11 protein-coding genes are annotated in these 12,160 nt (G+C 73.3%); 6 read left to right on the top strand and 5 right to left on the bottom strand.

All coding sequences use genetic code 11. The annotated features are described in order from the left end of the window. The first annotated feature begins 72 nt into the window (after positions 1–72). Together ABD823_RS11850 and ABD823_RS11845 are read left to right on the top strand one after the other, a co-directional pair. Positions 73–1,380, top strand: a complete 1,308-nt coding sequence (locus tag ABD823_RS11850) for a helix-turn-helix domain-containing protein (RefSeq protein ID WP_344858771.1) — start codon at positions 73–75, stop codon at positions 1,378–1,380. 107 nt (positions 1,381–1,487) lie between these two features. Then, positions 1,488–2,177 carry a FadR/GntR family transcriptional regulator gene (locus ABD823_RS11845; RefSeq protein ID WP_344858769.1) on the top strand — a complete coding sequence of 230 codons (690 nt, stop codon included), beginning with the start codon at positions 1,488–1,490 and terminating at the stop codon, positions 2,175–2,177. A 163-nt stretch (positions 2,178–2,340) separates the two neighbouring features. Here the strand turns inward: ABD823_RS11845 and dnaN are convergent, their stop codons facing one another. The 3 genes from dnaN to ABD823_RS11830 form a co-directional block, all read right to left on the bottom strand. Then, complete coding sequence (dnaN, locus tag ABD823_RS11840; protein ID WP_344858767.1) at positions 2,341–3,438, bottom strand: DNA polymerase III subunit beta; 1,098 nt, start codon at positions 3,436–3,438, stop codon at positions 2,341–2,343. A gap of 120 nt (positions 3,439–3,558) precedes the next feature. Further along, the gene (locus ABD823_RS11835; protein WP_344858765.1) at positions 3,559–4,218 is read right to left on the bottom strand and encodes a response regulator transcription factor; all 660 of its coding nucleotides are present in this window, start codon (positions 4,216–4,218) and stop codon (positions 3,559–3,561) included. 88 nt (positions 4,219–4,306) lie between these two features. Then, entirely contained in the window at positions 4,307–5,863 is a 1,557-nt protein-coding gene (locus ABD823_RS11830; protein WP_344858763.1) for a sensor histidine kinase, read from the bottom strand. Between the two features lie 134 nt (positions 5,864–5,997). On the opposite strand from ABD823_RS11830, the gene ABD823_RS11825 reads away from it, so the two are divergent. Both ABD823_RS11825 and ABD823_RS11820 read left to right on the top strand, forming a co-directional pair. After that, positions 5,998–6,909 carry an ABC transporter ATP-binding protein gene (locus tag ABD823_RS11825; RefSeq protein WP_344858761.1) on the top strand — a complete coding sequence of 304 codons (912 nt, stop codon included), beginning with the start codon at positions 5,998–6,000 and terminating at the stop codon, positions 6,907–6,909. Continuing rightward, positions 6,906–7,640, top strand: coding sequence for an ABC transporter permease (locus ABD823_RS11820; protein ID WP_344858759.1), 735 nt, complete (start codon positions 6,906–6,908; stop codon positions 7,638–7,640). The genes ABD823_RS11825 and ABD823_RS11820 overlap by 4 nt, the downstream gene beginning before the upstream one ends. Positions 7,641–7,653: 13 nt before the next feature. Here ABD823_RS11820 and ABD823_RS11815 read toward each other — a convergent pair whose 3' ends face one another. Then, positions 7,654–8,862: a DUF5685 family protein gene (locus ABD823_RS11815; protein WP_344858757.1), complete on the bottom strand. Its 1,209-nt coding sequence runs from the start codon at positions 8,860–8,862 to the stop codon at positions 7,654–7,656. A 105-nt stretch (positions 8,863–8,967) separates the two neighbouring features. On the opposite strand from ABD823_RS11815, the gene ABD823_RS11810 reads away from it, so the two are divergent. Both ABD823_RS11810 and ABD823_RS11805 read left to right on the top strand, forming a co-directional pair. Then, positions 8,968–9,717, top strand: a complete 750-nt coding sequence (locus ABD823_RS11810; protein WP_344858755.1) for a phosphodiesterase — start codon at positions 8,968–8,970, stop codon at positions 9,715–9,717. Positions 9,718–9,881: 164 nt separating this feature from the next. Then, the gene (locus tag ABD823_RS11805; protein WP_344858753.1) at positions 9,882–10,502 is read left to right on the top strand and encodes a DUF1707 SHOCT-like domain-containing protein; all 621 of its coding nucleotides are present in this window, start codon (positions 9,882–9,884) and stop codon (positions 10,500–10,502) included. A 91-nt stretch (positions 10,503–10,593) separates the two neighbouring features. On the opposite strand, the gene dnaB is transcribed toward ABD823_RS11805, so the two are convergent. Then, on the bottom strand, positions 10,594–11,949 hold the full coding sequence (dnaB, locus tag ABD823_RS11800; protein ID WP_344858751.1) for a replicative DNA helicase: 1,356 nt from the start codon (positions 11,947–11,949) through the stop codon (positions 10,594–10,596). Positions 11,950–12,160: the final 211 nt, after the last annotated feature.

Here is a 12,160-nt window from a genome sequence, read left to right as displayed (position 1 = left end):
TGACCGTCCCCCGCCCTGAGAGATCAGATGCCGAGTCAGGGAACCATCGGTGACCGCGTCCGCGGACTGCGGTTGAGCAGGCGTATGTCCCAGGCCCAGTTGGCCGGACCCGACCTCTCCGACAGCTACGTGTCCCTCATCGAGTCGGGCAAGCGCACGCCGACCCCCGTGGTCGCGCGCCTGCTCGCCGAGCGGCTGGGATGCACCACCGAGTTCCTCCTGCACGGCGTCGAGCCGCGTCAGCGCATCGACACCGAGCTCGGCCTGCGCCACGCGGAGCTGGAGCTCCACCACGGAGACCCCGCCGTCGCGGCGGAGCGCTTCGCGGAGATCGTCAAGGCGGCCGGCGACGAGAACGCCGTCCTGGGCGCCCTCGCGCGCTTCGGCCGGGCCAGGGCCCTGGAGGCCCAGGGCCGGACCGACCTCGCCGTGGAGGCGTTCGAGCGGCTCCGCCGCGAGGCCGCCGCCCATCCCGAGCGCCTGGCCGACCTGCCCCTCGCGGTCGCCCTGAGCCGGTGCTATCTGCGGGCCGGCGACGTCCTGCGCGCCCATGACCTGGCCGCCGACGCCCTGGTCCAGGTGAAGCGGCTGGGCCTGACCCAGGGCGAGATCGCCGTGGACCTGGCCTCCGCGCTGCTGGAGAGCGAGGCGTCCCGGCGGGCGGACACCCCGGGCCTGGACTACGTCCGGCAGGTCATCCTGGACGGCGGCGTGCCCGCGGCGGTCAACCGCGAGGCGGAGATCCACGCGCTCTGGCAGGCGAGCACGGCCGCGGCCGAGGGTGAGGACTCGGCGCTGGCCGTGCGCCTCGCCGACGACGCGATCGCCACCGGCCACCCCGCCCGGATGGCGGTCAGGCTGGCCCGGGTCGCGATGGAGTGGTCGCGCCTGATGACCGCGCTCGGCGAGTCCCTGACCGAGGCCCAGGAACTCGTGACCGCGGCCGGAGAGGTCTTCGCCGCCTTCCCCGAGCGCGTCGCCGAGCACGCCAAGAGCCTGGTCGTGCTCGCCCGGCTCCGGCTGCGGAGCGGCGACCCCGAGGGCGCATTCCGCCTGTCCGGCTCGGCCCTCGACCTCCTCGGCGACCGCTCGGGCGCCGTCGGCGCCACCGCGCACCTGGTCCGCGCCGAGGTCGCCCTGGCCCGCGGCGGCGACGTGCTGGCCGGCCTGCACAGCGCCCAGGCGCTTCTGGAGCGTTCCGGCGCCTCCTCCTCCGGCTCCGACCGGGAGGCCGCGCAGGTCTGGCGCCGCCTCGGCGACCTGTACGGCGAGGCCGGTGCGCGGGAGGAGCAGACCGGCGCGTATCGTAAGGCTCTCGAGGCGGTCGGTGTGCGCGGCGCGCTGGTGGGCATGACGGTCGACTCCGCCCTGGTGCGGTAAGACTTCTCTTGCTCCTGGGTCCAGGATTTGGATTTGTGCCTCCGGAATAATTAGGGTCGATCAGTCATTGACTCATAGGATGATTGGTTCCCCATAGGAGGCGGACTGTGAGTCTGCGTACGGCGCACCGAGCGTCGCTCGTCGACCAGGTGATCGATCAGCTCAAGGAGCAGATCACGTCGAACTCCTGGCCGATGAACGCGAAGATCCCCACTGAGACGGTGCTCGCCGAGCAGCTCGGGGTCGGACGCAACACCGTGCGGGAAGCCGTCCGGGCGCTCACCCACGCGGGCCTGCTGGAGTGCCGCCAGGGTGACGGCACCTACGTCCGCGCCACGAGCGAGCTGTCCGGCGCCATGCTGCGGCGGCTGCGCGCCGCCGAGCAGCTGGAGATCTTCGAGGTGCGGCGTGCGCTGGAGGTCGAGGCGGCCCGGCTGGCCGCCACCCGGCGCACCGACGACGACATCGTACGCATCGACGCCGCCCTGGCCGCGCGGGAGCACGCCTGGGAGGCCGGCGAGCCCGACGGGTTCGTCGAGGCCGACCTCGCCTTCCACATGGCGGTCGTGGAGGCCACCCACAACCGCGTCCTGATCGATCTCTACCAGGACTTCTCGGCCGCGCTGCGGGCCAGCATCAAGGCCGCGGGGACCTCGATCAACAGCAGCTACATCCCGCACGACGCGATCGCCCGCGCCATCGCCGCCGGTGACGCGACCGCCGCCGAGCGCGCCGGCCACGCGTGCATGGAGCACATCCTGATCGCGCTCACCGAGTCGCAGGAGATCTCCGCCTGACTCCGTCGGTCACGGCCGATCCGCTCGGCCGCCCGGCGGACGGACGAAGGCACGCCAGGGGCCCGTCCCGGCCGGGACGGGCCCCTCGTCGTCCTCCGGAACCGGTCGCCGGCCCGGCGCCTCGCGGGCGGGGCGCGCCCGCCTCAGACCTGGCGCGCCCGCCTCAGACCTGGCGCAGGGACATGACGAGATAGCGGAACTCGGGCTCGGCGTCGCCGGGCACCTCGGCGATGAGCGCCGGACGCGTCGGGGACTCCAGGTTGAGGCGGACGAACTCCGTCCCGACGCCCGCCAGCCCGTCCAGCAGGAACTGCGACTGGAAGGCGATCTGGATGTCGTCCCCGGACAGCTCGGCGTCGAGGACCTCCGTCCCCCGCCCGACCTCACCCCCGCCCGCCTGCACGGTCACCCTGCCCGGGGTGAACGACAACCGGATCGCGGTGTTGCTCTCGGCGACCAGCCGGATCCGCTTGATCGCGTCGAGGAACGGCGCCGTCCGCAGGTCGGCCCGGATGGACCAGTCACCGGCCAGCCGGGAGCGGTAGTCGATGAACTGCTCGTCGAGCAGCCGGACCGTGATGCTCCGGCCGGCGCTCTCGAAACCGGCGATGCCGTCGCCCAGCCCCACCGTCACCTCGCCGCCGCGGAGCGACCTCGCCGCCTCGACGAGCACCCGGGCCGGGATCACGGCGGCGGCCTCGACCCCGGGCCGCTCCGGCCTCCAGTCGAACTCCCGGGCCGCGATCCGGTAGCGGTCGGTGGCGGCCATGGTCACGCTCTCCCCGGAGATGTCCACCCGGACGCCGGTGAGCATGGGCAGGGTCTCGTCGCGGCTGGCCGCGGGCGCGACCTGGCCGACCGCGCTCGCGAAGACGCCGCCGCCGACCGCGCCGGCCTTCGGCGGCATGGCGGGCAGCGCCGGGAAGTCCTCCACCGGCATGGTGCGCAGGTCGAACGTCGCGCTGCCGCAGGTCAGCACCGCCTCCGCCCCGTCGGCGACGACCTCGACCGCCTCCCCGGGCAGGCTCCGTGCGATCTCCGCCAGGACCCTGCCGGGGAGCAGCACCCGGCCGGGCTCGGACACGTCGGCGTCCACCCGGATCCGGGCCGAGACGTCGTAGTCGAAGGCCGAGAGCACGAGGTCCTCCCCCGCCTCCAGGAGCAGGCAGGACAGGACCGGGACCGCCGGGCGGCTCGGCAGCATGCGGGCGGCCCAGGCCACAGCCTCGGCCAGGACCTCGTGGTCAACCCGGAACTTCACCCAAAGCCCCTTTCTGCGGACGGATGCCGTACTCCGACAGACGTTATCCGCTGCCACCGACACTCGGTCCCGCCCGCGTCGGCGGCCGCCCGGACGCCTCCGGGCGAGCGGACGCCTCGATCAGGAGCGGGCGGCGTTGAGGTAGGCCAGGACCGCCAGGACGCGGCGGTTGTCGTCGTCGGAGGGGGCCAGACCGAGCTTGGTGAAGATGCCCGCGGTGTGCTTGCCGACCGCGCTCTCGCTGAGGAACAGCCGCTGGGAGATCGCGGCGTTGGAACGACCCTCGGCCATCAGCTCCAGCACCTCGCGCTCGCGGGGCGTCAGCGCCGCAAGCGGCTCGTGCCGGGCCGTGCTGACCATCAGCTTGGCGATCACCTCGGGATCCATCGCGGTCCCGCCCGCCGCGACCCGGTGCACGGCGTCGACGAACTGGTCGGCGTTGAAGACTCGGTCCTTCAGCAGGTAGCCGATCCCGCCGGTGCCGTCGGCGAGCAGCTCCCGCGCGTAGAGCTGCTCGACGTGCTGGGACAGGACCAGGACGGGCAGGCCGGGAACCGCCCGGCGGGCGGCCAGCGCGGCCTGCAGGCCCTCGTCGGTGAAGGTCGGCGGGAGCCGTACGTCGACCACCGCCACGTCGGGCCGCTCGCCGGTCAGGGCGGCGAGCAGCTCGGGGCCGGACTCGACCGCGGCGACGACCTCGAAGCCGTGCGCCTGGAGCAGGTGGACCAGGCCCTCCCTGAGCAGGTAGAGGTCCTCGGCGATCACGACGCGCGCGCTCATCGGTCCCGTCCCGGACGGCGCGGGGCCCGTGGGCGGTGCAGGACCCGTGGGCGGTGCGGGGCGGCGTGCGGGCTCATCGGTCCGAAGCTCATCGGTCCGAACATAGGCGATGCGGAGCGGCCTCGGCCATCCAGCGCCGGCGGGAGTGCTGGATCGGGAGCAGGACGGCCGCGGCGTACATGGCGGTGCCCAGGGCGATGTCGAAGACGATCAGCAGCCACGACCACGGATCGGGCAGGTAGAGCGGGAGGATCCAGCTGCGGTCCTCCATCTCGATCAGCTTCATCACCATGGCGACCAGCCCCTGGGGGAAGAGCGGCAGCCAGGCCAGGCCCCAGCCGGTCCCCACGATGACCCACTTCCACCCGGGCATCTTCTCCGCGTTCCGCGGATCGCGGGCGCCCCGCGCGTGCGGGAGCTCGATCACCGCGGTGGTCGGCCCGCCCGGCGGACTGCTCAGTGCGAGCACCCCGTCGAAGGCGGACAGCCGCCGCTCGATGCCGCGCAGGCCGCTGCCCCCGGCCGGGTCGGCGCCACCGGAGCCGTCGTCGGTGACGGTGATCCGCAGCGCCCCGCCCCTGCTGCCGATGTCGATCCAGACGCGGTCCGCGCCCCCGTGGCGCGCCGCGTTGGCCAGCAGCTCGCTGACCGCGAAGTAGGCCGCCGACTCCACCGGCGGCTCGGGCCGCACCGGCAGGTCGACGGTGACCTCGGCCTTGAGCGGGCTGTCCAGGGCCAGGGCGCGTACGGCGTCGCCGAGGCCGCGCTCGGCCAGGACCGGCGGGTGGATGCCCCGGACCAGGCCGCGCAGCTCGGTGAGCGCGGTGGAGGACGCCTCACGCGCCTTGGCCAGCAGCGCCCTGGCCGCCGCGGGGTCGGACCCCACCAGCGCCTCGGCCGCGCCGAGCGTCATCCCGATGGCCACCAGCCGGGCCTGCGCCCCGTCGTGCAGGTCGCGCTCGATCCGGCGCAGCTCGGCCGCCTGCGAGTCCACCGTCTCCAAGCGCTCCTGGTTGAGCCGGTGGACCCGGCTCGCCAGCAGGGACTTGGCCGTGGGACCGAGGAACAGCTCGTTCCACCAGCCGTACAGGGACAGCAGCCGCGGGAGCGCGGCCGGCCCGGCGGCGGCGAGGAGCAGGCCGAGGGGGAGCGTCAGGAGCTTCGGCGGCGTCCACAGCCACGGCAGGGACAGACCGAGGACCGTGACGGCGAGCGGCAGGAGCAGGAGCAGGCCGGCGGCCAGCGGGTTGAGCAGCAGCCAGGCCGTGTCCCGCCAGGTGGCCGGGTCGCCGAACATCCACTGCCAGCGGTTGTGCCAGTCCGGCCAGCGCGGCGTGCGGTAGAGCTGGCGGTCGTGCCGGTACCAGCCGTCGGGCTGCGGCCGCACCGGCGGCGGGGGCGGCAGGTAGGACGGCGCGATCTCCCTGCCGAGCCACCGGCCGCTCAGCCTCCGCGCCAGCCCCGTACGGCGCCGGACCGCCCTGACCGCCGAGGGGAAGAGGAAGATCATCCCCAGCGCGAACGCGAACAGCGCCGTCAGCAGGACCCCCGCCGCCAGGAACAGGTCGGCCACGGCCAGCAGACCCAGGAGCGCCGCCCGCAGCGCGGCCGTCGCGTACCGCCGCACGGCCTTCATACCCTTCATGCCCTGAAGTCTCCGCCATCGGAGCCGGTGCCGCCCAGTGGGGCCGGGCACCGCGCAGGAGTGGAGATAACCCCACCCCCGCCGGGTGCCCAGGCCGATTCTCCCGGCGCGGGCCCGTCCGTAGCGTCGTCGCCATGAAGGTCATCGAGGTCAGCGACCTCCGCAAGCAGTACAACGGCCGGCCCGTGGTGGACGGCGTCTCGTTCGCCGTCGAGGAGGGCGAGATCTTCGGCGTCCTCGGTCCCAACGGCGCCGGCAAGACCACCACCGTCGAGTGCGTCGCCGGCCTGCGCACCCCCGACTCCGGCACCGTGAAGGTGCTCGGCGGCCTGTCCGGCGACCGGATCAAGGAGGAGCTCGGCGTGCAGCTGCAGAGCTCCGCGCTCCCCGAACGCCTCAAGGTGTGGGAGGCCCTGGACCTGTACGCCTCCTTCTACCCCCGTCCCGCGGACTGGGAGGCGCTGCTGGAGCGCGTCGGGCTCGCCGACAAGCGGGACACCCGCTACGGCAAGCTCTCCGGCGGCCAGCAGCAGCGCCTGTCCATCGCGCTCGCCCTGGTCGGCAACCCCCGGGTGGCGATCCTCGACGAGCTGACCACCGGGCTGGACCCGCAGGCCCGCCGCGACACCTGGGACCTCATCGAGCAGGTCCGCGCGGACGGCGTGACGATCGTGCTGGTCACCCACTTCATGGAGGAGGCCGAGCGGCTCTGCGACCGGATCGCACTGATCGACTCCGGCCGGGTCGTCGCCCTCGACAGCCCGGACGGGCTCGTCGCCCGGCTCGACCGGCGGCAGACCGTCCGGTTCCGGCCCTCGCAGCCGTTCGACCACGCCGTCCTGACGGCGCTGCCCGAGGTGGCCGAGGTCCGCCGGGAGGGCGACCGGGTGGAGGTCACCGGCACCGGTGACCTGCTCCTCGCCGTCGCGGGGGCGCTGTCCGCCGTCGGCGTCGTCCCCGCCGACCTCCGCGTCGAGCAGGCCACCCTGGACGACGCCTTCCTCGCCCTCACCGGCAAGAAGATCCACACGGGAGACGACCGATGAACAAGATGATCATGACCGAGACCAGGCTCTTCCTCCGCGAGCCGGGCGCACTGATTTTCGCGATCCTGCTCCCTCTGGGGCTCCTGCTCGGCCTGGGCAGCACCTCGGGCATGCAGGAGGTCTCCGCCGATCTCGGCGGTCAGCGGATCATCGACAACCACTTCCCGGCGATGATGACGATCCTGTCCGTGGTGACGATGGCGCTGACCATCCTGCCCAGCACACTGGCGACCTACCGGGAGAGCGGCGTCCTGCGCCGCATGGCGACCACGCCGGTCAGCCCGGTGCGGCTGCTGACCGCCCAGATGGTGATCAACCTCGCGGTGGCGGTGGTCTCCACCGCCCTGCTGATCGGACTGGGCCACCTCTTCCTCGACATCCCCCTGCCGGGGAGCCCGCTGCCGTTCGCGGGGGTGTTCCTGCTCGGCACGGCCTCGATGTTCGGACTGGGGCTGCTGATCGCCGCCCTCGCGCCCACCGGCAAGTCCGCGCCCGGCATCGGCTCGCTGCTGATGTTCCCCCTGCTGTTCATGTCGGGCATGTGGATCCCCCGGGAGATGATGCCCGACCTGCTCCGGAGGATCGGCGACTTCCTGCCGATGGCCCCGTTCGGCCAGGCGCTGCGGGACACGTGGGCCGGCGGCGCGCCGCAGGCGCTGCACCTGGTCGTGATGGCCGCGACCCTGCTGGTCCTCGGCGGCCTGGCGGCCCGCTTCTTCCGCTGGCGCTGACCCCCGGACCGGGTCAGTCGCAGCCGCAGCTGCAGCCGTCACCGCAGCAGCCGCCCTCGCCGCAGCAGTTGCAGCAGCACTGGCAGCCGTCGCAGCACGAGGAGCACGCGTCGCAGCACTGCCCGCAGGCGTCGCAGCCCATGCGCTCGTACCAGGGCAGGTCGCGCTCCTCGTCCCACGGCGGCCGGTAGATCCCGCAGGTGCAGGCCATGAAGCTGAGCGCGAAGCAGAGCCGGGGCCCGCAGTCCGGCTTCACCGGGCGCTTCGGGGTCCGGGGCAGGACCGCCTCCGGGTGGCCCGGCGGCGGGGCGCCCACGGGGGCGGTCCTGCCCCGGACCTCCCGGGCACACGTCCCGGCGGTCCCGGGCGCGTGCCGCGCGAAGACCCGCTCCACCGAGCGGCGGACCTCCTTGACCAGCAGCGCCCGCACCAGGCTCCGCTCCGCGAGGTCCAGGTCGTCCACCGCCAGCCGCAGGCCCAGCAGCGCGTCGTCGCAGAGGCGGCGGGCCTCGGCCGTGCCGGTGCCGGTGGCGAGCAGCGGGTTGTACGCGCCCGAGACGCGGTCCTCCTCCAGGTCCTCCACCGCGTCCACCAGGTGGGCGATCCGGCCGAAGCAGCGGCCGGCCTCGGCCAGCGCGGCGGCGTTGTGCGGCTTGCCTGCGAGCACCGCGGTGTGCGCGAACGCCGCGGCGACCGCGTCCTCGGTGGGCGCGGTCAGGTCGAGCAGGACCCGGCCGGGCTCGGCCTCCAGCCGGGCCTGGCGGGCCACCGCGTCCACCAGCACCCCGGCGTCGAACCCGACGGCGGCGGCCGTCCGGGTGCCCGCCGCCTCCCATCGCGCGGCCACCCGGCCCGCGACGGCGGCGACCGGGCGGCGGGCGTACATCCCGTCGCGGTCGGCGATGTGGTCGCCGACCTTGCCCGAGGCCAGGATCAGCGAGGTCGCCGCGGCCAGCCGCACCCCCTCGGCCCGCGCGCCGACGACCTCGGCGCCGGAGAACCCGCGCAGCGCGCAGGGCGCGGCCCGGCGGCGGGGGGAGAGCTCGGGCGCCTGCGCCTCGGCCAGGACCGAGACCAGCAGCCCGTCGTAGTTGGTCACCAGGCGCGCCGCGTGGCCGTGCTCGTCCCGCAGCGCCAGGCAGAGCCCGCACAGATGGGCCATCCACGACGTGAACAGCCCCCGGCACATCCCGTGGCGGCACGGCCGAACGATCCCGAACATCCTCACCCCGCACTCGTTGCGACTGACGCAAACCATGCCACAGGCGACTTGAGGATGACTTGACCGGCTCCGCACCCGGGACCGCGGACATGCGAGGCTGTCCGCATGCTGACCCTGGCCCATCTGAGCGACATCCACATCGACGGCACCCCGCGCAGCGCCGAGCGGACCCGGGCCGTCATGCGGCACCTGGAGAGCCTCCCCGGCCCGCTGGACGCCGTCCTGGTCACCGGCGACATCGCCGACCACGGTGCGGTGGAGGAGTACGAGACCGCCCGTGACCTGCTGGCCTCCCGCTTCCCCACGGTCGTCTGCCCCGGCAACCACGACGCCCGCGCGCCCTTCCGCAAGGTCCTCCTCGGCGAGGGCGGCGCCGGGGACGGGAACGACCCGGTCGACCAGGTGCTCCGGCTCGACGGCCTCACCATCGCCCTGTGCGACTCCAGCGTGCCGGGGCGGCCCGAGGGCTTCCTGCAGGACGAGACGCTGGCCTGGCTGGACGCCGTGCTCGCCGAGGACCCCGGGACCCCCGCCCTCGTCGGCATGCACCACCCCGCCGTGGCCCTGGGCGTCCCGTACGTGGACGAGATCGGGCTGCGCGCCCCGGAGCGGCTGGCGGAGGTGCTCCGGCGCCACCCCCGGGTGGTGGCCGTGCTCGCCGGGCACGCGCACACCCCGGCGAGCACCGTCTTCGCGGGCCTGCCGCTGCTCGTCGCCCCCGGCGTGGTCAGCACCGCCCTGACCTCCGCCGAGACCGCGGAGCGGGTCCCGATCGACCGCGAGCTGCCGCCCCAGATCGCCCTGCACGTCTTCGACGGCGGCCGCCTCACCACCCACGTCCGCCCGGTCCTGTAGACCCGTGCGGCCGGCGTCCCGGGAGCGGGCGGCACTCCCCCGGATCCGTACGGGGCCCGGACCCCGTACGGGCCGAAGGTTCCGAGTCCACAGGCTCCGGCTGCACAGGACGGCGCCCGCGGGCGGATCCGTGGTTTCATGATTCATGAGCCATGGAGGGCGCCATGACCGATCACCGGAAACTTCGGGCCAGTGATCAGGACCGCGACAGGGTCGCGGAGCTGCTCCGCGTCGCCGTCGGCGAGGGGCGGATCAGCCTGGAGGAGCTGACCGAGCGGATCGACCGCGCCTACACCGCCCGCACCCTGGGCGAACTGGACGAGATCGTGTCCGGCCTGCAGCGGTACGGCGCGCCGTCCCCGGCCGCCCCGTTCCCCGCACCGGCCGGGGGTGACGTGCTCCGGCTCCACGCGGGCGGCGGCAGGATCGCGCAGACGGGCCGCTGGACGGTGCCCCGGCACGTCAGCGCCCAGGCCGGCAGGTGGGGCAAGGTGCGGATCGACTTCACCCTGGCCGACTGCCCGCACCGGGAGGTGCTGCTCGACGTCGAGATCACCTCCTGGTTCGGCGACATCGTCGTCGTGGTGCCCCGCGGCTGGGTGGTCCGCGACGGGGAGGTCGTCCGGCACCGGATGGGTGCCGTCCACAACCGTCCGCCGGTGCCCCTCGCGCCCGGCGGCGTCACCGTGCGGCTCACCGGCTACGTGCGGACCGGCGACGTCTGGGTGCGCTACCGCAGGGTCACGGGCCGGGGAGGACCGGAGCTCGGCCCCGGCCCTCGGTGATCCGCGCGTGCGGGCTCCGCGGACGAACGCACGGCGTCACCGCCGTCACCCGGCAACCGCGGCGGACGGACGCCCTGCGGGCCCTGGGGCCCTAATGGGCGGCCATGTCGACGAAGCGGCTGTAGTGCCCCTGGAAGGCGACGGTGATCGTGGCGGTCGGGCCGTTTCGGTGCTTGGCCACGATCAGGTCCGCCTCGCCCGCCCGGGGCGACTCGCGCTCGTAGGCGTCCTCCCGGTGGAGGAGGATGACCATGTCCGCGTCCTGCTCGATGGAGCCTGATTCGCGAAGGTCGCTGACCATCGGCCTTTTGTCCGTCCGCTGCTCCGGGCCGCGGTTCAGCTGCGAGATCGCGATGACCGGGACCTCCAGCTCCTTGGCGAGGAGCTTGATCGCACGGGAGATCTCGGAGACCTCGTTCTGGCGGCTCTCGGTCTTCTTCGGCGACGACATCAGCTGGAGGTAGTCGATGACGACGAAGCGCAGGTCGTGACGTTGCTTCAGGCGGCGGCACTTGGCCCGGATCTCCATCATCGACATGTTCGGCGAGTCGTCGATGAACAGCGGGGCCTCCGCCACCTCGCCCATCCGCCGCGCCAGCCTCGCCCAGTCCTCGTCGGTCATCGAGCCCGAGCGCATGGAGTGCAGCGCCACCCGGGCCTCGGCCGAGAGCAGGCGCATCGTGATCTCGTTTCTGGACATCTCCAGCGAGAACACGACAGTCGTCATGCCGTGCTTGATAGCGGCAGATCTGGCGAAATCCAGACCCAAAGTCGACTTGCCGATCGCGGGTCGCGCGGCCACGACGATCATCTGGCCGGGGTGGAGGCCGTTGGTGAGGGCGTCGAGGTCCTGGAAGCCGGTGGGCACGCCGACCATCTGGCCGCTCCGGCCGCCGATGGCCTCCAGCTCGTCGAGGGCCCCGGGCATGATCTCGGACAGCGGGGCGTAGTCCTCGGAGGTGCGGCGCTCGGTGACCTTGTAGATCTCGGCCTGGGCGCGGTCGACGAGGTCGTCGACCTCCTCGTCCTGCCCGCCGTACCCGTAGGAGACGATGCGGGTGCCGGCCTCGATGAGGCGGCGGAGGATGGCCTGCTCACGGACGATCTTCGCGTAGTAGCTCGCGTTGGCGGCGGTGGGCACGACGGCGGTCAGCGTGTGGAGGTAGGCGCCGCCGCCGATCCGGGCCACCTCGCCGCGCTTCTGCAGCTCGTCGAAGACCGTGACGGCGTCGGCCGGGTCGCCCTTGCCGTACAGGGTGGTGATGACGTCGTAGATGATCTGGTGGGCCGGGCGGTAGAAGTCGTCCGAGCGCACGATCTCGACGACGTCGGCGATGGCGTCCTTGGACAGGAGCATGCCGCCCAGCACGGACTGCTCCGCCTCGATGTTGTTCGGCGGCGTGCGCTCGAACCCCGGCTCGAAGACCGGTGGATCTGCGATGCTCACCGCGCACCCCCTTCGTGCTCCATCGCGGCCGTGCTGCCTTCAATTTCTAGCCGACCGGTCTGACAGTCTCGCCGCTCCCCGCAGGTGCGGCAACGCGGCCTGTCGACAGACCTGTGGATAACGTGTGCAGTTCTCCCCCAGACATGTGAAAACCCTGGGGACAGCCCTGTGGATAACTCTCGCCCTGAGTCCACAGCACCTCTCCTGCCTG

Source organism: Planomonospora alba (assembly GCF_039534085.1).
Classification (GTDB): domain Bacteria; phylum Actinomycetota; class Actinomycetes; order Streptosporangiales; family Streptosporangiaceae; genus Planomonospora_B; species Planomonospora_B alba.
The sequence above is the reverse complement of the archived record's forward strand: the minus strand, read 5'-3'. Positions and strand labels throughout refer to the sequence as shown.